Source organism: Helcococcus ovis (assembly GCF_004524775.2).
GTDB lineage: Bacteria > Bacillota > Clostridia > Tissierellales > Peptoniphilaceae > Helcococcus > Helcococcus ovis.
In genome coordinates this window covers 920,838-947,159 of sequence record NZ_CP119081.1, presented here as the reverse complement: position 1 = coordinate 947,159, position 26,322 = coordinate 920,838, and the positions used below count along the sequence as shown (strand labels likewise).

The following is a 26,322-nucleotide window of genomic DNA, read 5'->3' as shown; positions in this document are numbered from 1 at the left end:
ATATTAATTATTAATGGAATTTACTTTCTCCAATTTTCTAATATTTTTTGATTTAATTATAATTAAGGAAGTAAGTGAAAGACAAATTCCGGCAATTATAATTAATAACCCGATTCCTTTTCCACTTCCAACTCCTATGATTTTACCAACTGAATTTTCAAGTAATCCACCTTTTGACATAATTGGTGAAAAAATATTGTCAGCTAATAGTCCTGAGGTAGGATACGCAAGTACAAATCCCATTTGAGATATAAATGTAACAAATGACCAAATTCTTCCCTCATGTTTATTGTCTAGATTTATTCTTATTAGATAATCTATTGTACTATTTGCAACTGGTAATGTTGCAAAAAATAGAAAACCAAATAGAGTTATAATATAAATATTAGTAGTTAAACCAAATCCTATCATAAAAATTCCACCTGATAAAAGTGAAAGTGATAATTTTTTTATATGATTTTTCGTAATTGAATGAATACTTAAAAAAGCACCTGATAAAAACATTCCAAATGCAGCAATAGTCATAGCATTACCCAATGTTTTACTATCGGAAAATGATAAAAAATAAGGACTGGATAATGTGTGTATAAATGCTATAAAAAATGTTAATAGCATAGAAATTAATACTAATTTAAATATACTTTTATCTTTTTTTAATAATTTCCATGTATTTAAAAGATTTTGAAAGAAATCTTTTTCTGTATCATGAAGTTTACATTGCCTTAAATCATTTTTAATATATAAGGTTGTAGCTATGGTTACGAAAACAGTTAATACATCGATTAATAAAATAATTTCAAATCCATTTTGAATATTAATTAAAAAGCCGGCCAAAATGGGTGAAACTAAAAATTTTGCAGAGTTTGAAATTTGTACTAGTCCACTTGCTTTAATATATTCATTTTTTGTTAGAATGTCACTTACTGTTGCTTGATATGCAGGAGTCATTAGTGCTGAAAAAATTGAACTTATAGTTACACCTATGTATACATCTATTAGTGTAAGATTTCCGTACAATTTTATTATTAATATATATAATATTCCTAATGCAGAAAGTCCATCACCCAATATCATCATTAATCTTCTATCATACTTATCTGCAAGAACTCCTGATGGGACAATTAATATAATATATGGTAAAAATCCTAAAAGCATTACCATTGAAGTATCAATTGCGGATTGAGAAACAGAAAATGCAAAAACACTTAGTGCGAAAGTTGTTAGTCCATGTCCTACAGATGCAGTTAATTGTCCAAACCATAGGACAATAAATTTTTTCATTGATTTTGTCATTTTTTACTCCTAACTTATTGTAATTATATGTATAAAATTTATAAAAATCAATTATATTAATACATTGTAATATTAACATAAATTTAGATTAGTTAAGAAAATGTAATAAATCAATATAAAAATAATAAAAAAGCTATACTTTTTCTAAAAATATATTTACATTTTTAAAATTTTTGTTAAAATTATATCTACAGCGTATTGATATTTTTAATACAAAGTTTAAATTAAAAGGAGGAAAAATGAGTAAAAATAAATATATTCAACCTGTTTTGGGATTGATAGTAATTTTATTATTAATATTTTTTGCGGTAAATTTATCAAATCCAAAATTACAATTATATCTTGTAGCTGGATTAGGGTTAGGATATACCCTTACAAGATCAAGATATGGTTTTGCAGGTGGAATAAAACGTATCTATATGAGAGGAGAGGGAAGTTTATCTAAAGCACTTATTGTTTTATTAGCAATTACATCGGTAATTTTCTTTGCAATACAAATGAAAGCGGTTCTAGGTGGGGCAGTACCAAGCTTTTTAGCAAAAGAAGGAGATAAAATTATTCCCGGTACACAAAATGCATACTTTATTAGTTTAGCAACTATTATTGGGGGAATAATCTTCGGTATAGGGATGATGCTAGCCGGAGGATGTGGTTCAGGAACTTTGGCAGATTTTGGAGAAGGGCAAGGGAGAGCATTTATTGCATTTATTTTCTTTGTAATTGGTTCGGGTCCAGGATTTTATGCTTTGAAAATTTTTGAAAAGACATCTGTTGGTAAAATTGGTGGAAGAGTATACTTGCCACAATATTTAGGCCATTGGGGTGCATTGGCATTTACGTTGTTACTATTATTATTACTTTATATTTTAACATTGAAATATGAAGATATGAGAAAAAAAGAAGGAACCTATATGGATCCTAAAGGCGACTATGAAGATATTGAAAAGGAATTGGCACCAAATTTAAAAGAAAGTAAATTCTTTAGTTATAGTACATATCATAAATTATTTGTTGAAAGATGGTCATTTACAATTGGATCATTAATGTTAGCAATGTTTGCAATTTTCGTACTTGTTACAACAAATAAACCATGGGGTGTTTCATCACCTTTACTAACATTGAATGTTGGTATTTTTAGACATATTATAGACTTCCCACAAGAAATGTTTGGAAGTTATTTAGATAAAGTAAATAAAGGATTATTAAACGATGGCGGTACAATTAGAAATATTGGTTTATTCTTCGGATGTACAGTAGCGTTTTTATTAGCAAATAGATTTAAAATAGATTTTGATTTTAAATTTAAGGATGCAGCATATTTTGCACTAGGTGGATTTATGTTAGGATTCGGGGCAAGATTTGGCCAAGGTTGTAATGTAGGAGCTATGTATTCAGCTATTTCAAGCTTTTCATTATCAGGATGGGTATTTTTAATATCAATGTCATTAGGTGGTATTATAGGTTTGAAATTATTCGCTGGTAAAGTTTGTGTAATTGGTACATTAAGAAAAGATCAATTAAAAAAATTAAAAAAATAAAGGAGACTAGTAATGAGTAAAAGATATATAGTTGTTGGTGGTGTAGCAGGTGGTGCTTCAGCTGCAGCAAGAATTAGAAGAATTGATGAAAATGCAGATATTCAAATTTATGATAAAGGACCTAATATTTCATTTTCAAACTGTTGTTTACCTAATTTCTTCAGTGGAGAAGTTAAAAATGTTGATGATTTAATTTTATATAATCCAGATGAATTCAGAGCTTCATTTAACCTAAGTGCTAAAGTAAATCATGAAGTAACAAAAATTATAGCAGATGAGCACAAAATTTTGGTTAAAAATTTAGAAACAAATGAAGAATTTGAAGATCACTACGATTATTTAGTTTTATCACCTGGAGCAAATGCTATTGTCCCAAAATCAATTAAGAATGTTGATGCTGATAATGTATTTGTTATTAAAAATGTATATGACGTTAGAAAAACAGATGCATTTTTGACAAGTAGAAATGTTGAAGATGTTGTAGTTGTAGGTGGTGGATTTATAGGTGTTGAAATGGCAGAAAACTTGCGTCATTCAGGCAAAAATGTAACACTAGTTGAGTATGCAAATCAAATAATGAAGCCTTTCGATTATGACATGGTTCAAATGTTACATAAAGAATTACATGATAATGGTGTAAACTTAATTTTAAATGATGCATTAGTAGAAGTTCAAGATGATAAGGTGATTTTACAAAGTGGAAAAGAAGTTAAAGCTAAAGCAGTTATTTTGTCAATTGGTGTTGAACCGGATGTTGAATTTGCTGTAAAATCAGGTGTTAAACTAGGTGAAACCGGAGGAATTTTAGTTGATCACAACTTTAGAACAAATTTAAAAGATGTTTATGCGGTTGGTGATGCAATTGAAACATTTAATTCAATTACAAAGAAAAAAACAAGATTACCTTTAGCTGGCCCAGCACAAAGACAAGCTAGAAATGCTGCAGATCATATTTTTGGTAGAGCAGTGCAAAATAAAGGAGTAATCGGTTCATCATGTATAAGAGTATTTAATCTTAATGCAGCAGCAACAGGATTAAATGAAAAAGAATGTATTGAAAATGGAATAGATTACCGTGTTGCATTAGTTATTCCAATGGATAAAGTAAAATTAATGCCAAATCCAAATCCTATGCATTTTAAATTGATATATGAATATCCAACAGGAAAAGTTTTAGGTGCTCAAGCAATCAGTAAAGGAGATGCAGTAGCAAGAGTTAATGTTATTGCTGCAATGATTACTATGAATGCAACACTTGATGATTTAAGAGAATTAGAATTATGTTATGCACCGGCATTTGGAACAGCTAAAGATGCAGTAAATTATGCTGGATTTACAGGATTAAATGTTTTAAATGGTGTTTATGAACAAGTTCCTGTAACAAAAGTTAGAGAATTAGTAGAAAATAAAGAATTTATATTAGACGTAAGAGGAAAGGCTGCATTTGAAAAATCTCATGTTATTGGTGCAGTAAATATTCCAATTAATGAAGTTAGAGAAAGATATAATGAAATTCCAAAAGATAGACCGGTTTATGTTCATTGTAGAACTTCATGGGATAGTTATTACGTATTACAAGCCTTAAAAGGTTATGGTTATAATAATGTAATTAACATACAAGGTTCATTCTTACAATTAAGTTACTATGAATATTTTAATGATGTTACAACAGGACGTGAAAAAATAGTTACAGGATATAACTTTGACTAAAATTTTATAAATATAAATAAGATGGTTGGAAACATCCATCTTATTTATTTTATTGATAAGGAGATATATTTTACATGAAGAGTAATAAGAATTATAGATATATTACTATAACTACTTGGGGAGTAATATTATTGTTATGGACTTTACTAAGTGTATTTAATGTGTTGCCATCTCATAAATTGCCATCTCCATTTGAAGTAATATTAACATTTAAGGACATTTTAATTAATGGGTATAATTATACTTCATTTTGGAGTCACATTGGAATTAGTATGTTTAGATTGATTGTCTCAGTTGTTATTTCAATTATAACTGCAATACCTTTGGGACTAATTTGTGGATATTTCCCTAAGATTCGTGCAATATTAAATTCCTTTGTAAATTTTTATAGAAATTTGCCTCCGTTGGCATATTATTCATTATTAATAATTTGGTTAGGTATTGATGAAAAGTCAAAAATAACATTATTATATTTGGCTGCATTTGCACCTATGTATATTTCAAGCATTTCAGCTGTTTCTAGAGTAAATCAATCTTATATATTAAGTGCTGAAACATTTGGAGCTACAAAATTTCAAATTTTCAGGACAATCATATTACCTGCAACATTTCCTGAAATTTTTGTTGGTATAAGGACAGCAATTGGTGTTGCTTATACTACATTGGTATCCGCAGAAATGATTGCTGCAACAGCCGGTATAGGATGGATGGTAATTGATGCATATAAATATATAAATACAGATGTGGTATTTGTAGGCATAATTATAATGGGTATAACAGGTGTTTTAATAGATTATTTATTAACTTTGATTGAAAAAAGATTTGTATTTTGGAATGGAAAATAGGAGTAAATATGAAAAAGAAAATTCTAATTATTATCTTTGTGCTTACTTTTGTTTTAATTTCAGGGTGTAATTATAATATTCAAAAAAATGGATGGCCTAAAAAAATAAAAATAGGAACAATTCGTGTAGCAAATGATAAAACTGTTGCAGATAAGTTAAATATTTTTAAAAACATATTTAGTAAAAAAGGAATAGATGTTGAATTGATATTTTTTGATTCAGGAACATCAGCAAATATTGCATTTTCATCAGGTGCAATTGATTTTGCTGAAATGGGTTATACAAATTCAGTTGTTGCACTATCAAGAGGTATAGACGTTGAACTAATATGGATACATGATGTTTTAGGAGAAAATGAAGCACTTGTTGCACAAAAAGGTAGAAATATTAATAATATTAAGGATTTAAGGGGAAAGAAAATTGCGACACCTTTTGCATCTACAAGCCATTTATCTTTAGTAAAGGCGTTAGAATTAAATGGAATTAGTAAACATGATGTTACCTTATTAGATATGAACACAGTGGATATTGTTGCTGCATGGAAACGTGGAGATATCGATGCTGCATATAGTTGGGAACCAACATTATCAGATTTAAAAAAGACCGGTAACGTATTGATTACAAGTAAGGATTTAGCTAAAAAAGGAATTACAACTGTTAATATAGATTTAGTAAATAAAAATTTTTCAAAAAAATATCCTGAATTAGTCTATGATTATATTTTGGCACTTTCAAAAGCTGGATCAATATATAAAACAAATCCTGAAAAAGCGATTAAAGCTGCTGCTGAAAGTTTAAGAATTACTGAATCGGAAGCAAAATCTCAAATGAATGGATCCATGTGGTTAACCAGAAGAGAATTATTATCAAATGATTATTTTGGAACATCAAAAAAACCGGGTAATTTTGTAAATGTTTTTTATGATACGGGAAGGTTTTTACATGATGAACGTAAAATTAAAAAAGTTCCTTCAATTGAAGAAATTAAAAAATTTATAAATCCAATATATATTGAAAGATCTTTAGAAATGGAGTAAAGTATGATTAAATTAAATAATGTTTCACTAGTTTATAATGAAAATTTAAGAAATACTCATGCTATTAGTAATATAAATTTAGAGATTAATAAATCAGATTTTATAGTTGTTTTAGGACCATCCGGATGTGGAAAAAGTTCGCTACTAAAATTAATAGCAGGTTTTATAAAACCAAGTAATGGTAAAGTATTGAAAAATAATGTTGAAATATTAGCTCCCGGACATGATAGAGGAGTAGTTTTTCAATCAACAAATCTTTATCCATGGTTAAACGTTGAAGATAATATAAAATACGGACTTAAAATTGCTAAGACAGAAAAACATGTTATGAACAATTTAGTTGATGAGTATTTAGAAAAAACTAAATTATTAGAATATAGAAAACATTATCCATTTGAATTATCTGGTGGTATGCAACAAAGAGTTGCTCTTTCGAGAACATTAATAACCAGCCCGGATATTGTTTTGATGGATGAACCATTTGGAGCACTGGATGCAATTACCAGATCATCAATGCAGGCATTCATAAGAAAGATGTGGTTTAATGAATCTCAAACATTTTTCATGATAACACATGATATTGATGAAGCCTTGAAATTAGCTAATAGAGTAATTGTAATGAGTAAATCGCCGGGAACTATTATTAAAGAATTTAAAATTAACTATTATGAAAAATTGATTGATAATCCATATGAAATAATTGAAAATGATGATGAATATATAAGAATTAAGCATGAAATTCTTAAAATAATAAATAGTTAGTTTTGATAAAAATATACCATTAATTCTACAAAACATTCAGAATTAATGGTATAATATTATTTAAATAAAAACGTTATCATAAATGTTTTTTTTGAACAATTAGGAGGAAATATGATAGATTTCACAGATTTATTAAAAAGTGAATTGATAAAAGCCTGTGGATGTACAGAACCTATCTCAATAGCTCTTGCAGCAGCAAAGGCAAGAGAGGTTTTAGGTAAATTGCCTGTTAAAGTAGAGGTTAAATGTTCGGGAAATATCATTAAAAATGTAAAAAGTGTTACAGTTCCTAATACTAGTGGCATGAAGGGTGTTGAATCAGCGGCAGCAATTGGCATTATAGGAGGAAAAGCTAATAAGGAACTTGAAGTCTTATCTGAAGTTACAAAAGAAGACATTCAAAATGCTAAAATAATGCTTGAAAATAAACAAATTTCAGTATTTTTAAAGGAGGGGGAGGAAAATTTAGATATTGAAATAGTTTTATATGATGATTATGGAAATAATGTTGAAGTTGAAATTAAAAATAAGCATACAAATATTGTTAAAATAATAAAAAATGGTGAAGTACATATGTATGATAATTGTTATTCAAATGCAAGGACTCATAAGGATTATGATAGACTTTCCGTAAAAGATATATTTGATTATGCAGAAAATATTGATTTAAGTAGGGTTGAAAATTTATTAGAACAACAAATATCATCAAATACAGCGATTTCTAAAGAAGGATTAACTGGAAAATGGGGCTCTGCAGTTGGTAAAATGCTTTTAGACGAGGATAATAGTCTTAGAACTAGAGCTCGTGCTAAAGCTGCAGCAGGATCAGATGCAAGGATGAGTGGATGCAGTTTATCAGTTGTCATAAATGCAGGCTCAGGCAATCAAGGAATTACTTGTAGCATACCAGTTATTGAGTACGCAGAAGAAAGAAATGCATCTAAGGAAATACTATATAGAGGACTTATTATTTCAAATTTAGTAGCACTTCATATAAAAAGATTTATTGGCAGACTTTCTGCTTATTGTGGAGTTACATCAGCAGGAGTTGCAGCAGGAGCAGGTATTGCATATGTTGAAACTCAAAATTTTAAAATTGTTGAAGAAACAATTAGTAATGCTTTGATGATTGCTTCAGGTATGATTTGTGATGGTGCTAAACCTTCATGTGCTGCTAAAATAGCGACTGCTGTTGATGCCGGTATTACAGGTTTTAATCTTGCTAAAAGAGGTAAAAGCTTTATTGCGGGAGATGGATTATTGAAAGATTGTGTAGAAAATACAATTAGAAATATTGGATATATAGCTAAAGAAGGCATGAAACAAACGGATATAGAGGTATTAAATAGAATGATAGAAAAATAGGAGGAATAGTGAAAAGACCGATAGTAGGGATTTCAGGCTCAATAATAGTTGAAAGTGCAGGAGGATTTGAAGGTTATAGAAGATCTTATGTTAACGAAGATTATTGTGAGTCCGTAATAAAAAATGGTGGGATACCATATATTATTCCAATGAATAGTGATGATGAGGTTATTAAACAACAAATTGAAAATATTGATGCACTTATTTTGAGTGGTGGTCATGATGTTACACCGATATTATATGGTCAAGAACCTCATCAAAAAATTGGACAGACACTTTTAGAACGAGACAAATTTGATTATAAATTAATTAAATATGCAAAAGAAAAAAGTATACCTATTTTAGGTATTTGTAGAGGATATCAAATATTAAATGTTTATCATGGCGGAACATTATATCAAGATTTATCATTAAATAAAGATGTGTATATAAAACATAATCAGGTTGGTAATCCTACTTTATTAACACATAGTGTTAATCTTGAAAAAGGAACAAAATTATATGATTTTTTTGGGAAAGAAAGTATAATGGTAAATTCATTTCACCATCAAATTTTAGATAAAGTTGCAGATGAATTTGTTGTTTCCGCAAGAAGTAAAGATGGTGTAATAGAAGCTTTTGAAAGTAAAAATTATTCGTTTATGATTGGCGTTCAATGGCATCCAGAAATGCTTCATAGAGTTGAAGAATCAATGAATTTACTATTTAAAAATTTAATTGAAAATGCTAAAAAATAAAGGAGAAATATATGAATAGTGAAAATGTAAAAAAATTTGGATTTTGGTCAATTGTATTATTAACAATTAACTCAATAATAGGTGCGGGTATTTTCTTGTCACCGGGTGAAGTTGTAAAAATGTCAGGACAATATGCTCCATACATTTATTTGATTGCAGCAGTATTTGCTACAGTATTGGCGGTTACTTTTGCATCAGCTGCAAAATATGTTTCTAAAGGTGGGGCAGCTTATGCATACACAAAGGCTGCATTTGGTGACGGTGCAGGTTTATATGTGGGTGTTACGAGATATTTCTCAGCAGCAATTGCATGGGGAGTAATGGCAACAGGTGTAGTAAAATCCGTTTTAAGGATATTTAATCTTGACAGTGGAAGTTTTACAAATATAACACTTGGTTTTGTTGTATTAATGATTGTTTTAGTAATTATAAACTTGTTAGGTACAAAATTTATTGAATTTGTAAGTAATATCTCAACTATAGGAAAATTATTAGTTTTAGTCACTGTAATAATTGCAGGAGTTTTAATTGTAGTATTTACACAAACAAATAATTATTCACATATTAATGATGTAACAAAAGATGTAGTTTCTAAAATGGATTTTTCAGCATATGTAGTCGCAATTATTGCTGCATTTTATGCGTTTACAGGATTCGAATCAGTTGCTTCAGGATCGGATGATATGGAAAATCCAGAAAAAAATCTACCAATAGCAATTCCTCTAGGAATGGGGATAATTGCATTCATATATATTGGTATTGTATTAGTAACAATGATGATTAATCCAGTTGAATTAGTAAAATCAAAAGAAGTAGTTGCTTTACTATCAGTTTTCGATAATGCAATTATTAAAAACATTATTTTATATGGCTCATTAGTTTCAATGTTTGGTATTAATGTTGCAGCTTCATTCCACACACCAAGAGTCTTAGAATCCATGTCAAAACAAGGACAAGTGCCTGCTATATTTGCGAAAAGGACAAAAAGCGGATTCCCAATATATGCAACAATTATCACAGCTATAATAGCGATATTATTACCGATTGCATTTGAATATAATATGGGGTCAATAATGATTATCAGTGCGATAGCTAGATTTGCTCAATTTGTCTTAGTTCCAATAGCAATAATTATGTTCTTCTATGGAAAAAATAAACAAGAAATAATAAAAACTGCAAAGAAAAATTTTGCAACGGATGTTATAATTCCTTTAATTTCTTTAGTATTAACATTAATTTTATTAGTTAAATTTGATTGGGTTGGCAAATTCACACTTACATCAGAAGCGGGACTAAAGACACCAAACTATCTAGCAATTGCTTCAATGATTATTGGATTTGTTATTTTACCAATTATAACAGCACTATACAATAGGAACAAAAAATAAAATATAAATATAAGATATAAATTTATTTTATTTAAATAAAAAATAATTGGATAATTAAAAACTGGTGTTATATATGTCAAAAGCATATTTACATCAGTTTTTTAATTTATATTAAATTTTATTTATTAAATCATTTTTGAATAATATTGGCCTGATAGCCATATAAAATATGGTTGCAAAAATAACTGCTAATACAGCGTTAAATAATGTTACTCCGGCTGAAATTTTTGCTAAAGCTTTTGCGATATTTTGTGGTTGTCCAAGTAGGTATAACTTATATAAATAACCAACAACAGGATCAGCAACTACATTAAATGCCATGCCACAAATTGAAGAAATTATTGTCCATTTTAATATAAATTTTTTATCGTTTGATTTATTAATATGTTTTAAATTATGAGCAATAAAACCTACGATAAGGCCAATACATAATTTTAGTAAAAATGTTTTTGGTGCAACTAAAATATACACAGGATCTAGTAAGTCTCCTATTGTCATTCCTATTGCTCCGGCTAATCCACCATGAACTCCTCCAAGTAATAATGCTGCTAAAACTAAAAATACATTTCCAAAATGGAATGAAGTAAAATCAGCTCCTCCAGGTACCGGAATCTTTATCTGTAAAAATCTAAAGGCTATAAAGCATAATGCAGCTAAAATAGCTGTTTGAGTTAATCTTAAAATTTTATTGTTCATATGTAACTCCTCATTAATTTAATATCTATAAGTTTATATTCTACAAATATATTTGTCAATTATATTTGAGATCACATAAAAATTTTATAATTTTATTTATAATTTGTTTATAAAATACAAGGAGGAATTATGTATAATAAGAAAATAAATAATATTTTATTAAAATATATTGCAATTATTTTATTAATGATTTTAGTTAATTCAACTATTTCTAAAGCAAATAGCACTTTGGATAATAAAACTAATAAATTTGTTTTAGATAAAGCAACATATAAAAAATTATCAGCGACTGAAATGGCTAAGCTTGTTAGAGATGGAAAAGTGACAGCAAGACAGTTGGTTGATATGGCATATGAAGTTATTGAGGAAACAGATCCAATTTTAAATAATATTATTAAACAAGACGGACAAACAATTAATAAAGCACTTAAAGATAGAGCTTATGCTGACGCTGAAAATATGTCAAATAAAGATAAACCTTTTTTTGGAGTTCCATTACTTATAAAAGGACTAACATTTGAACTTGCAAATGGTATGAATTCTTATGGGTTAGAATTTATGAAAGATAATATTTCAAAAAAAGATAATGTTTTGGTAAAAGCATACACGGATTTAGGATTTATACCGGTTGCTCAAACAACAGTTCCACAAATGGGATTGATTAATGTTACAAATTCAAATCTTTTTGGAATAACAAAAAATCCTTGGAATACCAATAAAAATCCAGGCGGATCATCAGGCGGTTCGGCATCTGGAGTTGCAGTAGGGCAAACTCCTATTGCAACAGCAAATGATGCAGGAGGCTCTATTCGTATACCAGCCTCATTTAGTGGATTAATTGGATATTTTCCATCGGGAGGAGTAGTAAAACCTAATTCTAAATCGACCGGATTTCAAATGGAAAATTTTATTATGGCTGAAAAAATGGAAGATGTTATAGGTATTGCAAATGCATTAGGTGGAGATATTAAAACTAAAGATTTACATTTAGATAAAAATAAGGTAATTGCATATACAACAAAAACTCCGGCAAATACACCTATAAGTGATGAAGCGATTAAAGCAGTAAATGAAGCTGTTAATTTTTTAAAATCAAAAGGTTATTTATTGGAAGAGGTAGAATATCCTATTGATGGCAAGAAAATGATGATAGATTATTATATTAATGCAAGTAAATCAGGAAGTATATCAAATCATTTATTTAAAAAAATATATAAAAAAGATATGTCTGAAAAGGACGTAGAGTTATTGAATTGGGGATTATATCAATTAGGAAAGAAATTGTCTTCAGATGATATAAAAAAAGCAAAAAATGATTTAATAGATTTTAGAAACAAAATGGAAAATTTCTATAAAAAATATCAAGCATTTATAACACCTACAACTTCATATTCTGCACCTGATGCTGATTATAATCATATTCCCAAACAATTAAATGAAAAGATGAGAGATATGTCTAATTTGACTAAGGATGAGGCATTAAATTTAATATATGATCAATGGCTGCCAGCATGGACCATAACTCCGTTTACACAATTGTCAAATATAACGGATACTCCAAGTATAAGCATTCCTACTCATTTAACAAAAGATAATTTGCCTTTAGGTGTATTGATTTCAGCGGATAGATTAAATGATAATATTATATTGGAAATAGCAAAATTATTTGAAGATAATAATAAATTCTATTTATATCAAGATTTCGAAAATTTTAATAAATATGAAAAAGTTAAAAAATATAGAAAAGATAAATTGGATAAAATCAATAACGAAGTATTAGAAAATAAAGGTGAAAAAATTATTAAAAGAGCAGATATAAATAAAAGTCCTGTTAAAGTTACTGAAAACAAATCGGATGGATTAGATGTTCAAAATTCAAAAAATAAAAATCCAAACACATCAGATTTTGGGGTTCAAGATTATATTTATTTATTTCAATTTACAATTATTGCATTTATATATAAAAAATATAGAATAAATCTAAAAATGTAATATAATAATATTATATTAAAATTAAGGAGAATTATTATGGAAGAAAAGAATAAAATAGGATGTCTAGGTAGTTTTATTGTTTTATTAGTTATTATATATGTAGTATTAATTGTTATGAAATTTTTTATAAGTGTTACATTGAAAATTGCTTGGTTTGGTTTAATTGTTTTATTAATAATGTGGTTATTTAAGGAAATTTTTGGGAAAAACAAATAAAATTCAAAGTTTGTAATTAAGTTAATTGGATTATACGTGTGATGGTGTTTTAAGTAAATTAATGATTTTTATATTTTAAATATAAATGGTGTCATTTGAAAATCTTTTTTGTAAAAAATTTAATAGTGAAAAATAGAACCAAAAGTCCACGTATGGTGGAAAGGTTCTATTTTTAATGGAAAATAATAATAAAAGTTCGAGAAAAGAAAAACTAAAGATAAATTAATAAAAAGGATATATTTTACAAGTAATCATTCTTTTTTTATAAATAGATTATTAAAAAGCTTAGTCCAAATGATATTAAAATTAAATACCAAAATGCAAATGGGTGATTTGCGAATGGTAGATTTGCTGTATTCATTCCCCAAAGTCCACCAATTATTGTTGGTACAGTCATAACAATTGAAACTGATGTTAAGACTTTCATTATTGTATTCATATTGTTACTTATAACGTTTGAATATAAGTCACTTAGTTTTTCTATAAAGTGGTTTGATTTTTAATCATTATAAGAGCTTGTCTATTATCCATTTGAATTCACTTTTTTCATCATATGTGCTAATTTTGCTGTCAATTATTGAATATTTGTTTATCATAGTTTTTCCTTTATTTTTTTCTACTAATATAAAATTTTAAAAAATTTCACCAATCATACACCTTGCAGATCCACCACCAATTTTTTCAATAGTATTAATTTGAACTGATACAATTGGGATTTTTGATGTAATAATTTGTTTTTGTTTTTTGGTTAAACAGTTATATGCTGTATTTGACATTATAATAAATTTGCCATTTTTTCCTTCAAGTTCAAGGACATTTCCAGAGAAACTTAATATTTGTTTTGGTGATAATTCTATAATTTCATGATATTTTGAAAGCTCTGTTATAATTGAATATCTGTCATTTTTATCAATTAAGTCTTTACATATAAATACGAAATCACTACAAATACTCATAAGTACATTTGTGTGGTAAATTTCAGCTCCAAGATGTTGTGAATGAAATGTGAAACCATTATAGTTTAATGATTTACATATACTTAAAAATAATTGTTTATCTGCTCTTTTTGAAAGTGAACAAAATGCTCTTTTATGAATTCTGTCAAAAACCACGGCACCAGTACCTTCAAGAAATTTTGATTTTTGATAAGCATATTTAGAAAAATCTAATATTTGAATAGGAGAGTATTTTTTAATTAATTTATTTTTAAATTTTAAGATTTCCTCTCTACGATTTTTTGCGTACATTGGATAAATACACAAAATTCCATTGTGTGTTGAAAACCAATTATTTGGAAAAATACTATCAGGTGTAAAAGGATATTGATTGTCTTCAAAAATTATTACCTCTACACCATTAGATTTAAGTGTATTTATAAAATTTGTAAATTCTTCTAATGCTTTAGCTTGAATTTCATAATCATTTTCATTTGATCGATTTTGATATAAATTGTCATTTGCAGTTTCTTGATTAAAATTAAAATTTACAGGTTTAATCATTAAAACTTTATTTGTTGATTGTTTCATATTTACCTCATATAAGTAATTTATTACTATCTTATCACTCTGAAATTTATTATACAATAAAAAACTATTTATTATTTTATCAATTTGTGATAATGTATATATAAATTTATTTAAGGGAGGAATTATTATGAAAGAACTTGAAAAATTATATTTGCGACATGGCATAATATCCTCCGAAGAACTTCTTAAAGGATGGTCAAAGGATAGGAAATTTATCTTAACTTCATCAAATTCTGAAAAATTTATTTTGCGATTAACAAATGCGGATTATTTTTTGGAAAGAAAAAGACAATTTAATATCTTGAAAAAAGTATCTAAACTTAATATTAATACTACAAAAGCTGTAGATTTTGGTTATCTTGAAGACGGTACGCTGTTTATGTTACTAACATATTTACCTGGAGAGGAGGGACTTGATTATATAAAAAAAGTTGATGATAAAGAAGCATATAGACTAGGTATCCAAGCGGGGAAAATACTTAAAAAACTTCATCAAATTAAGATTAAAAGACCTGATATTTCATGGAAAGATAGATATGACGTAAAAGCAGAAATTAAAATTAATAATATATTGAATTGTAAATATAAGATAAAACACTTAGATAAATTAATTGAATATTATAAAAATAATATTTATCTTATGCAAAATAGACCATTAAAATTTTCTCATGGTGATTTTCATTTAGGAAATATGATTATATACGATAAGAAAATAGGGATAATAGATTTTGAAAAATCAACTATTGCAGATCCATATGATGATCTAAAACCATTTAGATGGAACGTCATGGGAAATTCTTATTTTGAAACAGGACTTATAAATTCTTATTTTAATAATAAGGTTCCTGAAATTTTTTTTGAAATATTAAAATTTTATTCTGTTGAAGCCATGATATCACAGCTTCCATGGGCTTTAAATTATGGGCAGGAAGAAATTGATATGGCATACTATATGATAAAAAAACAAATGGAATGGTTAGCAAATTTGTCTCTAACAGTACCTATATGGTACAAAGGTATAATTAAAGAATTTGAATAATATTTAAGTTTTAGGGTATACATTCTACAAGTTCAAAATATTAAAGGAGAACAATATGCCAATTAGAAAAAATATAGCAAAAAAAATTATAAAAATAGGAACGAATGGGGTTAAGGTTGTTAGAAAAAAAATTAAAGAAAATCCTGAAATTGCAATGGAAACCTTAAAAGTTGCAAGTTCTGCAGTTGCCGGTATTTTCTTAGGCATTAAAAATTCAAAAGATAAATATGTTAGAGTTCCGGATGTTAGAGATTTATTGGTATCTGATGCTAAAAAAGTTTTATCTGAATTAGGTTTTGATGTTCATTTAATCTTGGATAAACCCAATGCCAGATACGCAAATGAAAGAGTTGAAGAAGTTACAAGAGTTGTACCTAATTCTAAAAAATTAGTAAAGGGTTCATTGATTAAAGTTTATTATTTAGATAATTTTGGACTGGAGGAGAGTAAAAATTTAGCTAAAGTAAATAAAAAAAAGGGTAATATTTTAGATAAATTTTTGAAAAATAAAAAATAAGAGTAGAACTGTTGGAAATAAGATTTCAACAGTTTTTTATTTTTGTTTAAATACACTTCTTGTTTGACAAAAAATAAATTATCGCTAGAATATTTTGTAAAAATTCATATTTGTTATATACTTATTGTAGAGATATTTAGTTAATAAATATATCAATATAATGATAATAATAGTGAGGTGTATTATGATTGAAATCAAAAATTTGCAAAAAGTTTTTGATAATAAATTTGAAGCATTAAAAAGTATTAATCTTCAAATTGAAGAAGGGGATTTAGTGTGTTTATTAGGTCCAAGTGGATGTGGAAAGACTACAATTTTAAATTTAATTGCCGGGCTTTTAGATCCTACAAATGGTGATATTAAATTTGATGGTAAGTCAGTTGTAGATTTACATCCCAAAGATAGAGGAATCGGTTTGGTATTCCAAAATTATGCATTGTATCCACATATGACAGTTTTAGAAAATATTATGTTTCCACTAACAGTTGGAAAAAATAAAATTGCAAAATCTGAAGCAATAAAGATTGCCAGAAAATATATGAAGATAACAAGTATTGAAGAATTGGAAGAAAAGAAACCGGGGCAAATGTCTGGAGGACAACAACAAAGGGTTGCAATAACAAGAGCACTAGTACAAAATCCTAAGGTTCTTTTATTGGATGAGCCTCTTTCAAATCTAGATGCACGTCTAAGACTTAAGATTAGAGAAGAAATTCGTCTTTTAGTTAAAGAACTGGGTATAACGACAATATTTGTTACACATGATCAAGAAGAGGCATTATCAATAAGTGATAAAATTGTAATTATGGATAAAGGTGTTGTACAACAATATGATAAACCATATAATTTATATCTTGATCCGGTAAATCTTTTTGTTGCTAAATTTATGGGTAACCCAGTTATAAATATTTATGAATTTATTAAGCAAGGTAATTCTCTAGTTTCAAGAGATTTTAGTATAGCGTTAAATGAATTAGATAATTCTAAATTAAAAGAAGAGTTAATTGATGAACAAAAATATATTGTCGGTATCAGACCGGAATATTTCAGTATTTCAGAAAATCCATTATTAAATGTTAATGTAAAGTCTATTGAATTAATCGGTAAAGATTGTATTGTAAACTTTATGTTAAATGATGTATTTTCTAAAACTATAACAGATGTTGCAAACCGTGTAGAGCAAGGTGATAACATCGGGTTAGGATTAGATACAAAAGAAATTTACATTTTTACTGAAGATGGAAAGAGAGTATACTAATGGACAATTTTAAGAAAAAGTTTTTTAAGTATAGAGCGGAAAACTCACCAAAAGCATGGTTATTTTTACTTCCAGCTTTAGTTTTCATCGGAATATTTAATGTTATGCCTTTAATAAATACATTTATTATCTCGTTTCAAAGAGGTACCTTAAATAATCCTAAATTTAATGGAATTAAAAATTTTCAAATAGTATTAAGAGATCCAAAGTTTCACAGAGCATTAACAAATACATTTATGTATGCATTTATTGTTGTGCCGATAGCTTTAATAATTTCTTTATTTATTGCTGTAGCAATTAACGAAAGAATTAAATTCAAAAAAGTTTTTGAATCAATTTTCTTTATTCCATATTTAACAAGTATCATTGCAATAGGTGTTGTATTTAGATATATGTTTAATGGGGATTATGGATTTATAAATCATTTGTTAAGTTATATTGGAATGGGGCCAATCAATTTTTTAGATAATCCATCAATGAGTATGACCACAGTTATGATATTTGGTATTTGGATGGGTTTGGCATTTAATATTATAATATTATTAACAGGATTGAGAAATATAGATGAAAGTTATTACAAAGTTGCAGACATGTTTGGTGCAACAAAATTTGAACAATTTAGAAGAATTACTTTACCACAACTAGTTCCAATAATAACTTTTTTATTATTAGTTAATTTTATTGGTGCATTTAAGATTTATGGACAAGTTTTTGCTATATTTAATGGGCTTCCGGGAATAGCTGAAAGTGCAACAACCGGGGTGTTTTATATCTATACTAAGTTTTATACTGAAAATAGATACGGTCAGGGTATGGCAGCAGCTGTTATATTATTCTTTATTATTTTAATTTTTACAGTTGTTCAAAATAAAATATTAAAGAAAATTTCTAAGTAGGAGGCGAATATGAAAAAAATATTTGACTTTATATCAAGATTTGCAATAGTGATTTTAGCAATCATAACATTATTCCCATTTATATATATGTTACTATCATCGCTTATGACATATCAAGAAGCTACAAGTATACCACCTAAATTGATACCTTCTAAGTTAAATTTTAGTAATTATGCAGAAGCATTTAGTAAGGCACCATTTTTTAGATATTTTTTAAATACTATATTTACATCATTATCAACTACATTAGGTACATTGATAACTACGGTACTTGCAGCATTTGCGTTTGTAAAATTACAATTTAAGGGGAAAAAGTGGTTGTCACTTTTTATGGCTGCATTATTAATGGTTCCATACGAAATTACAGTATTTACAAATTATCAAACAATTGCGAAATATAAATTGTTAGATACGTATTGGGCATTGATAATTCCTCACTTAGCAAGTGTTTTTTATATTTTTTATTTAAGAGGATTTTTAGAAAGCATACCGATGTCATATTATAATGCTGCAAAAGTTGATGGTTGTTCAGATTTGGAGTTCATTTGGAAAGTTTTAATTCCAATGTCAAAACCGGCATTATTTACAATGGGAATATTGAGCTTTATAACAGGATGGAATTCATTCTTATGGCCAATACTTGTAACAAATAATAAAAACATGAGATTAATAAGTAATGGTTTATCTGCATTTACTTCTGAAAGTGGTACAGCTGTACAACTGCAAATGGCTGCATCAACATTTGCTATTCTTCCTATTTTAATCTTATACTTTGTATTTAGAAAACAAATTATGAGAGGGGTATCAAGAAGTGGAATTAAAGGATAAAAGACAAACTAAAGTAAAATTTTATGCTGGCATGCGTACAATTGGTGGGACTTATATAGAAGTAAGTTACAAAGGTGCTAGGGTTTTATTTGATTGCGGTTCTATTTTTGACCCGACAATTACTGAACAAATTAACACTTTAGATAAAATATTACAGTATGAATTAGTTCCGGATATTAAAGGAATTTTTGATAGGAAGATTACCTTAGAAGATAAAAAATTGTATGAAAATACTGCATTTTGCGTTTCGCATGTTCATTTAGATCATACAAAAATGATTAATTATATTGATGAGATTATTCCGATTTATGTTACCAATGATACTAAAAATCTTTTAAATGCATGTAATGTTGACAATGATTTTATTTTTAATAATTATAATCTTAAATCTAATACAAGAAAATTAAATGGTGTAGATTATGGTAAATCAGTTAATGTAGGTGAAATAAATGTTAAATTTGTAAGAGTTGATCATGATGCTTATGGAGCATGCGGATTTATAATAACTACTCCCGATATGAAAATTTCTTATACTGGAGACTTAAGATTACATGGATATTTAAAAAGGGAAACATTAAATTTCATTGATGAATCAAAAAATTGTGATATGTTAATTTCTGAAGGGGTTTCAGTTTCATTTAAGGAATTTGATGATGAATTAGTAGGGGAATATATCACAGAAGAAGCATTGCTTTCGGATTTTAAATCAATTTTAAATGATAATCTAGATAAACAAATAACATTTAATTATTATATTACAAATATTGAAAGATTATTAAAAATTATAGAAATATCTAATAGAAAAGTAGTTTTAAATGCTTTTGAAGCATATGTTTTATATAGTACAACTGGAAAAAAAGTAAATTACTATAGTTTAGATAATAAAAGATATGGTTTAGATGACGAATTAGAAATTTCGTATAATGATTTATTAAAAGATACTGGAAAATACTTATGGCAATTTAAGTCTAGTTCAGAAAATAATATATCAAAGTTGATAAAAAATGGCATATACATTCATTGTGATGCAAGCCCATTGGGAGAATTTGATCCTGCATATTTACCATTTATTTTAAATTTTAAAAATAATGAAATAATTTTAAAAGAGCTAAAATGTAGTGGACATGCTCATCCTAAAGACTTGTTGAAAATTATTGATGGAATAAAACCAAAAATTTTGGTCCCAATTCATTCATTTAGACCTGAAATGTTGTATAATAAAAATGGGGAAACAATTTTACCCGAAAAAAACGAAATAATATAATTGGAGGGATTATATGAAACTTAAAAATTTGTTGGCTTTATTTTTAGCTTTTGCGTTAGTTTTAACAGCTTGTGGACAAACTAAAAAAACTGATGATAAAAAAACTAAAAAAGTTGAAACAACAAAAGAAGGTACTACAAAATTAGAACCAGCTAAAGTAGTTTTTTGGCATGCTATGAATGGTAAACAAGAAGAAGCATTAAAAGAAATTACTAAAGCATATATGGATAAGAATCCTAATATTAAAATTGATTTACAAAATCAATTAGGTTATAAGGAATTGCAAGAAAAAATTACAAATACTTCTTCATCTCCTGATAATCTACCAACAATGACTCAAGCATATCCAGATTGGATGTTTAATCCTATTCAAGATAATTTAGTTGAAGATTTGACAGGTTATACAAAAAATCTAGCTGATTATAATGATATTCTTGAAGGGTTTAGAAATGGTTCAGTTATTGATGGTAAAGTTTATTCAATGCCATTTAACAAGTCAACAGAAGTTTTATGGTACAATGAAGATTTATTTAAAGAATTAAATCTAAAAGTTCCATCAAACTTAGACGAATTAAAAGAAGTATCGAAGAAAATTTATGAAGCAAAAAAAATTCCTGGGTTAGGATTTGATTCATTAAGTAATTACTATACAACATTTTTAAATGCTCAAGGGGTTAAATATGATAACAAATTCGATCCTACATCAGATGCTTCAAAGAAAGCTGTAAATTATTACTTAGAAGGTGTAAAAGAAGGATATTTCAGAATTGCAGGTACAGATAAATACATGTCCGGACCATTTGGTAACCAAAAAACAGGTATGTACATCGGTTCAAACGCAGGTGAATCATATGTTTTAAAAGGTGCAAAGGGTAAATTTACACCAAAAGTAGCTAAATCACCATTCCCTGCAACAATTCAACAAGGTACAGATGTATTTATTTTTAAGAAAGGTTCAGATGCAGAAAAGAAAGCAGCATTTGATTACTTAGCATTTTTAACAAACAAAGAAAATCAAATTAAATGGGCAACAAAAACAGGATATATTCCAGTAAGAGAATCAGCAGTAAATGATGAAAAATACAAAAATTCAGGTTCATTAATCGCTCCAATTTTAGGAGAAGCAACAAAGAACTTATATTCAAATCCATTATTAAGTGGTGCAAATAATGCTTATAGAGAATCAGGAACAGTTTTAGAACAATTATTAGCAGATCCTGCAAAGGCAGATGTTGATGCAACATTAAAAAATTTCAAAACAACATTGGAAGGTATTTGGAATTAGTAGTATCACGATTTTAGTTACTTAATATATTTGATATATTTGATTATATTTTAAGAGAAACATAGATATTAAAAATTTGTGTTTCTCTTAAATTTTATAATTAATATCAATATGGATACTGAAAATGAAGTTGATGATACATTAATTAAATAATATTTTAATATGTTAAGGAGGAGATATGAATACAATTTTAAAAAAGAGTTTATTTGTTTTTTTAGTACCATTTATTGCTATATTTATTTTAGTACATAAAAATGTAGACGCTGCTAGAAATGAGTGGTTATACGATAAAGAGTATAGCTCATGGTATTATCTGAAATCAGATGATAAGAAAGCAAAAAGTGAGTGGATATATGATAAGAAATACAACTCATGGTATTATCTGAAATCAGATGGTAAGATGGCAAAAAGTGAATGGATATATGATAAGAAATATAGCTCATGGTATTACTTGAAAATAGATGGTAAGATGGCAAAAAGTGAGTGGGTTGATAATTATTTTGTAGATAAAAGTGGAAAATGGATTAGAGATAAAAAGTTAAATGCAAAAGATATATTAAATGAAGAACAATTGAATAAATTTAAAATTAGTGATTCTATAGCCAGATATTACTATAAAAATATTCCTACTGATGATTATTATGTAATGGATAAAAATGGAAATATTGAATCTTATTCATTAAATTTGATAAATAGAAACTTATCTGTTTTTGATAAATATTTGGAAAATAAATATATAGAAAATATAGATAAATCAATATTAAGCGTAATTGAGAGTAGAGAAAGTATTTCAGATAAATACTCATATATAATTTTCAATAAATCTAATAATAAGCCTGAATTTATAAGAATATATTATATTTCAAGAAAAAATTCTGAAGGAATTGAATATATAGATAGAAAAATAACTATAAATACTGCTATTGATAAAACGATAGACTAGTATTAAAGAATTATATTTTTACATAATAAATATTTAACTTATTTTGCAAATTTAAGTACTTAAATTAATTGACATTATTTTAATTTTTAGAGATAATATTTTTAGGTATGTTAATTATAATGTACATAAAGAATAAGGAAGGATGAATATTATGAAATTAGTATTAGTTAGACACGGTGAAAGTGAATGGAATAAGTTAAACTTATTCACTGGTTGGACAGATGTAGAATTAAGTGATAAAGGTCACGAAGAAGCTATTGAAGGTGGAAAAACACTTAAAGCTGAAGGATATGACTTTGATGTATGCTATACATCATACTTAAAGAGAGCAATTAATACGCTAAATCATGTTTTAGAAGAAATGGACAGACAATGGTTGCCTGTTATTAAAACATGGAAATTAAACGAAAGACACTATGGGGCATTACAAGGATTAAATAAATCTGAAACAGCTGAAAAATATGGTGAAGAACAAGTTAAGATTTGGAGAAGATCATTTGACGTACAACCACCATCGCTTGATGCATCAGATGAAAGAAATCCAAAATTACAAGAAGCTTATAGGGGAGTTACAGAAGAATTGCCTTTAGCAGAAAGTTTAAAAGATACAATTGCTAGGGTTATTCCTTATTTTGAATCAACAATAAAAAAAGATATGCTAGATGGCAAGAGAGTTTTAATTGCAGCTCACGGTAATTCATTAAGAGCATTGGTAAAATACTTTGAAAAATTAACAGATGAAGAAATTATGGGAGTAAATTTACCTACAGGTATACCACTAGTTTATGAATTTGATGAAGATTTCAATGTAATTTCAAAAGAATTTATAGGAGATCAAGAAAAAATTGCAAGCAAGATTAATGCTGTAGCAAATCAAGGAAAAGCTAAATAATATTATTCATTGGATATTACAGAACATTTTTGTTTTGTAATATCTTTTTTGTATACATAAAAAGGTGTATTAGCGTAATATAATACAAAAAATTTAATTTTATGGAATAGAGTTATACGGCATTTGTTTTTAGACAATAAAATAATATCCTTAAATATACTTTTCTGATATAATATACATGAGAAAGAGAGGAATAATGAAAATAGCTATTTATCATACAAGTGATATGCACGGATATGTGTTTCCGACTAATTATGTAGAATATCAAAATTTAGGAATGTTAAAAATCCTATCATATATTGAAAAAGATAGAGAAAATTATGATGCAAGTTTATTACTTGAGGGTGGAGATTTAATTCAAGGTTCAGCAATGACTAATTATTTATCAAAAATCAAACCGGATATAAATCCGATTTTGACATTGCTGAAAATGGCGAAATATGATGCCTATGTAATGGGAAATCATGAATTTAATTATGGACAAGATTATTTATATAAATCATATGAACAAGTAAAAGATTTTGTATTAAATTCAAATATAAAAGGCCTTAAACTTGGAAATAAACCATATAAAATATTTGATTTAAATGGATTTAGAGTTGGAGTTTTTGCAGCTACTACAGCTTATATTCCAAATTGGGAAAACACTCAAAATATTGAAGGTCTTGAATTTTTAAATCCTGTAGAAGAGTATGGAAAATATGAAAGGGAAATTGTTAATAATTCTGATTATGTAATCTTCCTATATCACGGTGGATTTGAAAAGAGTTTAGATGAAGAATTCATTCCTACTGAAAAATTAAATGGAGAAAATCAGGCAAGTGAAATGCTTCAAAGATATAGTAGTATAAATGCAGTATTAAGTGGTCATCAACATAGATCATTTATTACAAAAATTGGAGATGTAATTTGCTCTCAACCTATAAATAATGCAAGAAACTTCACTAAACTTGTTATTGATACGGAAACTAATAGTGTAGAATATAATTTGGTAGAAGTGGATTTATTGGATGTAGAAATTGCTCCTAAGTTTAGTCAAATATTTGATGCAACAAATAAAAAATTAGAAGTTTATTTAGCTGAAATAATAGGAAAATTAGATAAGGATATTGAAATAAAAGATCAATTTGAAACAAGACTTTATGGACATCCATATATCAATTTATTGCAACAAATACAAATTGAAGTTTCAGGAGCAGATTTTTCTACAACAACGTTATTTGATACTGCAATTGGATTTAAGAAAGATATAAGTATTAGAGATGTGCTTGTTAACTATCCATATCCAAATACACTAAAAGTTTTAGAAGTTTCCGGTCATGTTATTAAAGAAGCAATTGAAAAATCAGCGACATATTTTGTTATAGACAATCAAGGAAAACCTACTGTTAATCCAAATTATATTAAGCCAAAACTTAAAAATTATATTTATGATTTTTATTATGGATTAGAGTTTGAAGCAGATTTAAGAAGACCATTTTTAGATAGAGTTATTTCAATAAAAAAAGATGGCAAAAAATTAGATTTAGATAAAATGTATACTGTGGTTTTAAATAATTATAGAGCATCTAATGTTAATGAATACCCATGTTATGAAGGGGCAAAAGTAGTTAAAGAAATAAATTTTGATATGAGTGAAATTATGATTAATTACTTCCAAAATAATAAGGATATTAAAGTTGATGAAACAAAAAACTTTAAGTTTATTTATTGATTTCATAAAAATATATAATTTAGTTAATATACTGTAAATTTATCGGCAATAGATATAGAAATTATTGTTATATATTATAAATGTTTCATATTAATTTTATTGGGAATATATATAATATATTAGTATAGTATATATAAATTATGTAATATGCTAATAAAATAAAGCAAAAAGGGAGAAAAGTATGGGTTGGATAGTAAGTATATTATTAGGTGCATTAGCTGGATGGTTAGCAAGTATAATCATGAAAAAGGATGCTTCAATGGGGGCAATTGCAAATATCATTGTGGGTATAGTTGGTGGTGTAATAGGTAGAGCTATAGCAGGTTTTGCAGGGATATCAGCGGATAAAGTATCAATTGGCGGTGTTGCAATCGCAGTACTTGGTGCATGTATTTTATTATGGTTGGTAGATTTAGTTAGAGGTAGAAAATAATTTAAATAATGATTATTTGCAATTATATTTATTTATGTAGATGATTATAAATAATAAATTTAATAACAAATCAAGATAAAATTGAGATAATTGTATAGAAATTTTGATATTTGTTAATAATTTATGTAAATAATTAAAGTAGTTTATT

General features: G+C 27.2%; 25 protein-coding genes. 21 read left to right on the top strand and 4 right to left on the bottom strand.

Going from position 1 to position 26,322, the window contains the following annotated elements:
• Positions 1 to 3: 3 nt before the first annotated feature.
• Positions 4 to 1,293 carry an MFS transporter gene (locus EQF90_RS04420; RefSeq protein ID WP_134710752.1) on the bottom strand — a complete coding sequence of 430 codons (1,290 nt, stop codon included), beginning with the start codon at positions 1,291 to 1,293 and terminating at the stop codon, positions 4 to 6.
• Positions 1,294 to 1,532: 239 nt separating this feature from the next.
• On the opposite strand from EQF90_RS04420, the gene EQF90_RS04415 reads away from it, so the two are divergent.
• The 8 genes from EQF90_RS04415 to EQF90_RS04380 all read left to right on the top strand — a co-directional run bounded on the left by EQF90_RS04415 (position 1,533) and on the right by EQF90_RS04380 (position 10,675).
• Positions 1,533 to 2,831: a YeeE/YedE family protein gene (locus EQF90_RS04415; protein WP_134710751.1), complete on the top strand. Its 1,299-nt coding sequence runs from the start codon at positions 1,533 to 1,535 to the stop codon at positions 2,829 to 2,831.
• A 12-nt stretch (positions 2,832 to 2,843) separates the two neighbouring features.
• A complete protein-coding gene (locus EQF90_RS04410) occupies positions 2,844 to 4,541 on the top strand; it encodes an FAD-dependent oxidoreductase (RefSeq protein WP_134710750.1) in 1,698 nt (565 codons plus the stop codon).
• Between the two features lie 74 nt (positions 4,542 to 4,615).
• The gene (locus EQF90_RS04405; protein WP_134710749.1) at positions 4,616 to 5,386 is read left to right on the top strand and encodes an ABC transporter permease; all 771 of its coding nucleotides are present in this window, start codon (positions 4,616 to 4,618) and stop codon (positions 5,384 to 5,386) included.
• Between the two features lie 8 nt (positions 5,387 to 5,394).
• Positions 5,395 to 6,423 carry a taurine ABC transporter substrate-binding protein gene (locus EQF90_RS04400; RefSeq protein WP_134710748.1) on the top strand — a complete coding sequence of 343 codons (1,029 nt, stop codon included), beginning with the start codon at positions 5,395 to 5,397 and terminating at the stop codon, positions 6,421 to 6,423.
• 3 nt (positions 6,424 to 6,426) lie between these two features.
• A complete protein-coding gene (locus tag EQF90_RS04395; protein WP_134710747.1) occupies positions 6,427 to 7,185 on the top strand; it encodes an ABC transporter ATP-binding protein in 759 nt (252 codons plus the stop codon).
• Positions 7,186 to 7,296: 111 nt separating this feature from the next.
• A complete protein-coding gene (locus tag EQF90_RS04390) occupies positions 7,297 to 8,550 on the top strand; it encodes an L-cysteine desulfidase family protein (protein ID WP_134710746.1) in 1,254 nt (417 codons plus the stop codon).
• A gap of 8 nt (positions 8,551 to 8,558) precedes the next feature.
• Complete coding sequence (locus tag EQF90_RS04385) at positions 8,559 to 9,287, top strand: gamma-glutamyl-gamma-aminobutyrate hydrolase family protein (protein WP_134710745.1); 729 nt, start codon at positions 8,559 to 8,561, stop codon at positions 9,285 to 9,287.
• A gap of 11 nt (positions 9,288 to 9,298) precedes the next feature.
• Entirely contained in the window at positions 9,299 to 10,675 is a 1,377-nt protein-coding gene (locus EQF90_RS04380; protein ID WP_134710744.1) for an APC family permease, read from the top strand.
• 111 nt (positions 10,676 to 10,786) lie between these two features.
• On the opposite strand, the gene EQF90_RS04375 is transcribed toward EQF90_RS04380, so the two are convergent.
• Complete coding sequence (locus tag EQF90_RS04375; RefSeq protein WP_134710743.1) at positions 10,787 to 11,371, bottom strand: ECF transporter S component; 585 nt, start codon at positions 11,369 to 11,371, stop codon at positions 10,787 to 10,789.
• Between the two features lie 129 nt (positions 11,372 to 11,500).
• Here EQF90_RS04375 and EQF90_RS04370 point away from each other — a divergent pair, with 129 nt between their 5' ends.
• Both EQF90_RS04370 and EQF90_RS04365 read left to right on the top strand, forming a co-directional pair.
• The gene (locus EQF90_RS04370; RefSeq protein ID WP_134710742.1) at positions 11,501 to 13,363 is read left to right on the top strand and encodes an amidase family protein; all 1,863 of its coding nucleotides are present in this window, start codon (positions 11,501 to 11,503) and stop codon (positions 13,361 to 13,363) included.
• Positions 13,364 to 13,399: 36 nt separating this feature from the next.
• A complete protein-coding gene (locus EQF90_RS04365; RefSeq protein ID WP_134710741.1) occupies positions 13,400 to 13,579 on the top strand; it encodes a hypothetical protein in 180 nt (59 codons plus the stop codon).
• Between the two features lie 262 nt (positions 13,580 to 13,841).
• On the opposite strand, the gene EQF90_RS04360 is transcribed toward EQF90_RS04365, so the two are convergent.
• Both EQF90_RS04360 and ctlX read right to left on the bottom strand, forming a co-directional pair.
• The gene (locus tag EQF90_RS04360) at positions 13,842 to 14,063 is read right to left on the bottom strand and encodes a CorA family divalent cation transporter (RefSeq protein ID WP_280633454.1); all 222 of its coding nucleotides are present in this window, start codon (positions 14,061 to 14,063) and stop codon (positions 13,842 to 13,844) included.
• A 148-nt stretch (positions 14,064 to 14,211) separates the two neighbouring features.
• Positions 14,212 to 15,105 (bottom strand): citrulline utilization hydrolase CtlX, encoded by an 894-nt coding sequence (gene ctlX / locus EQF90_RS04355; protein WP_167603991.1) that lies wholly within the window; start codon positions 15,103 to 15,105, stop codon positions 14,212 to 14,214.
• A gap of 127 nt (positions 15,106 to 15,232) precedes the next feature.
• Here ctlX and EQF90_RS04350 point away from each other — a divergent pair, with 127 nt between their 5' ends.
• The 11 genes from EQF90_RS04350 (at position 15,233) to EQF90_RS04300 (ending at position 26,174) form a co-directional block, all read left to right on the top strand.
• Positions 15,233 to 16,144, top strand: a complete 912-nt coding sequence (locus EQF90_RS04350; RefSeq protein ID WP_134710738.1) for an aminoglycoside phosphotransferase family protein — start codon at positions 15,233 to 15,235, stop codon at positions 16,142 to 16,144.
• Positions 16,145 to 16,199: 55 nt separating this feature from the next.
• A complete protein-coding gene (locus EQF90_RS04345; protein WP_134710737.1) occupies positions 16,200 to 16,661 on the top strand; it encodes a hypothetical protein in 462 nt (153 codons plus the stop codon).
• Positions 16,662 to 16,845: 184 nt separating this feature from the next.
• Positions 16,846 to 17,919: an ABC transporter ATP-binding protein gene (locus EQF90_RS04340; protein WP_134710736.1), complete on the top strand. Its 1,074-nt coding sequence runs from the start codon at positions 16,846 to 16,848 to the stop codon at positions 17,917 to 17,919.
• The gene (locus EQF90_RS04335) at positions 17,919 to 18,815 is read left to right on the top strand and encodes a carbohydrate ABC transporter permease (RefSeq protein WP_134710735.1); all 897 of its coding nucleotides are present in this window, start codon (positions 17,919 to 17,921) and stop codon (positions 18,813 to 18,815) included. The genes EQF90_RS04340 and EQF90_RS04335 overlap by 1 nt, the downstream gene beginning before the upstream one ends.
• Before the next feature lie 9 nt (positions 18,816 to 18,824).
• On the top strand, positions 18,825 to 19,643 hold the full coding sequence (locus tag EQF90_RS04330; RefSeq protein WP_134710734.1) for a carbohydrate ABC transporter permease: 819 nt from the start codon (positions 18,825 to 18,827) through the stop codon (positions 19,641 to 19,643).
• Positions 19,627 to 20,907: an MBL fold metallo-hydrolase gene (locus EQF90_RS04325; RefSeq protein ID WP_134710733.1), complete on the top strand. Its 1,281-nt coding sequence runs from the start codon at positions 19,627 to 19,629 to the stop codon at positions 20,905 to 20,907. The genes EQF90_RS04330 and EQF90_RS04325 overlap by 17 nt, the downstream gene beginning before the upstream one ends.
• A gap of 13 nt (positions 20,908 to 20,920) precedes the next feature.
• The gene (locus tag EQF90_RS04320; RefSeq protein ID WP_134710732.1) at positions 20,921 to 22,192 is read left to right on the top strand and encodes an extracellular solute-binding protein; all 1,272 of its coding nucleotides are present in this window, start codon (positions 20,921 to 20,923) and stop codon (positions 22,190 to 22,192) included.
• 178 nt (positions 22,193 to 22,370) lie between these two features.
• Complete coding sequence (locus EQF90_RS04315; RefSeq protein WP_134710731.1) at positions 22,371 to 23,135, top strand: hypothetical protein; 765 nt, start codon at positions 22,371 to 22,373, stop codon at positions 23,133 to 23,135.
• A gap of 151 nt (positions 23,136 to 23,286) precedes the next feature.
• Positions 23,287 to 24,027 (top strand): 2,3-diphosphoglycerate-dependent phosphoglycerate mutase, encoded by a 741-nt coding sequence (gpmA, locus tag EQF90_RS04310; protein ID WP_134710730.1) that lies wholly within the window; start codon positions 23,287 to 23,289, stop codon positions 24,025 to 24,027.
• 196 nt (positions 24,028 to 24,223) lie between these two features.
• Positions 24,224 to 25,741 (top strand): bifunctional metallophosphatase/5'-nucleotidase, encoded by a 1,518-nt coding sequence (locus tag EQF90_RS04305; protein WP_134710729.1) that lies wholly within the window; start codon positions 24,224 to 24,226, stop codon positions 25,739 to 25,741.
• 181 nt (positions 25,742 to 25,922) lie between these two features.
• Positions 25,923 to 26,174, top strand: a complete 252-nt coding sequence (locus tag EQF90_RS04300) for a GlsB/YeaQ/YmgE family stress response membrane protein (RefSeq protein WP_134710728.1) — start codon at positions 25,923 to 25,925, stop codon at positions 26,172 to 26,174.
• Positions 26,175 to 26,322: the final 148 nt, after the last annotated feature.

What these genes read in the sequence shown, in the direction of transcription:
- EQF90_RS04345 (WP_134710737.1), top strand. Translation starts at nt 16,200, where the DNA reads ATGCCAATTAGAAAAAATATAGCAAAAAAAATTATAAAAATAGGAACG.
- EQF90_RS04405 (WP_134710749.1), top strand. Translation starts at nt 4,616, where the DNA reads ATGAAGAGTAATAAGAATTATAGATATATTACTATAACTACTTGGGGA.
- ctlX (WP_167603991.1), bottom strand. Translation starts at nt 15,105, where the DNA reads ATGAAACAATCAACAAATAAAGTTTTAATGATTAAACCTGTAAATTTT.
- EQF90_RS04365 (WP_134710741.1), top strand. Translation starts at nt 13,400, where the DNA reads ATGGAAGAAAAGAATAAAATAGGATGTCTAGGTAGTTTTATTGTTTTA.
- EQF90_RS04375 (WP_134710743.1), bottom strand. Translation starts at nt 11,371, where the DNA reads ATGAACAATAAAATTTTAAGATTAACTCAAACAGCTATTTTAGCTGCA.
- EQF90_RS04395 (WP_134710747.1), top strand. Translation starts at nt 6,427, where the DNA reads ATGATTAAATTAAATAATGTTTCACTAGTTTATAATGAAAATTTAAGA.
- EQF90_RS04380 (WP_134710744.1), top strand. Translation starts at nt 9,299, where the DNA reads ATGAATAGTGAAAATGTAAAAAAATTTGGATTTTGGTCAATTGTATTA.
- gpmA (WP_134710730.1), top strand. Translation starts at nt 23,287, where the DNA reads ATGAAATTAGTATTAGTTAGACACGGTGAAAGTGAATGGAATAAGTTA.
- EQF90_RS04390 (WP_134710746.1), top strand. Translation starts at nt 7,297, where the DNA reads ATGATAGATTTCACAGATTTATTAAAAAGTGAATTGATAAAAGCCTGT.
- EQF90_RS04410 (WP_134710750.1), top strand. Translation starts at nt 2,844, where the DNA reads ATGAGTAAAAGATATATAGTTGTTGGTGGTGTAGCAGGTGGTGCTTCA.
- EQF90_RS04370 (WP_134710742.1), top strand. Translation starts at nt 11,501, where the DNA reads ATGTATAATAAGAAAATAAATAATATTTTATTAAAATATATTGCAATT.
- EQF90_RS04420 (WP_134710752.1), bottom strand. Translation starts at nt 1,293, where the DNA reads ATGACAAAATCAATGAAAAAATTTATTGTCCTATGGTTTGGACAATTA.
- EQF90_RS04330 (WP_134710734.1), top strand. Translation starts at nt 18,825, where the DNA reads ATGAAAAAAATATTTGACTTTATATCAAGATTTGCAATAGTGATTTTA.
- EQF90_RS04320 (WP_134710732.1), top strand. Translation starts at nt 20,921, where the DNA reads ATGAAACTTAAAAATTTGTTGGCTTTATTTTTAGCTTTTGCGTTAGTT.
- EQF90_RS04315 (WP_134710731.1), top strand. Translation starts at nt 22,371, where the DNA reads ATGAATACAATTTTAAAAAAGAGTTTATTTGTTTTTTTAGTACCATTT.
- EQF90_RS04300 (WP_134710728.1), top strand. Translation starts at nt 25,923, where the DNA reads ATGGGTTGGATAGTAAGTATATTATTAGGTGCATTAGCTGGATGGTTA.
- EQF90_RS04305 (WP_134710729.1), top strand. Translation starts at nt 24,224, where the DNA reads ATGAAAATAGCTATTTATCATACAAGTGATATGCACGGATATGTGTTT.
- EQF90_RS04415 (WP_134710751.1), top strand. Translation starts at nt 1,533, where the DNA reads ATGAGTAAAAATAAATATATTCAACCTGTTTTGGGATTGATAGTAATT.
- EQF90_RS04350 (WP_134710738.1), top strand. Translation starts at nt 15,233, where the DNA reads ATGAAAGAACTTGAAAAATTATATTTGCGACATGGCATAATATCCTCC.
- EQF90_RS04340 (WP_134710736.1), top strand. Translation starts at nt 16,846, where the DNA reads ATGATTGAAATCAAAAATTTGCAAAAAGTTTTTGATAATAAATTTGAA.
- EQF90_RS04400 (WP_134710748.1), top strand. Translation starts at nt 5,395, where the DNA reads ATGAAAAAGAAAATTCTAATTATTATCTTTGTGCTTACTTTTGTTTTA.
- EQF90_RS04335 (WP_134710735.1), top strand. Translation starts at nt 17,919, where the DNA reads ATGGACAATTTTAAGAAAAAGTTTTTTAAGTATAGAGCGGAAAACTCA.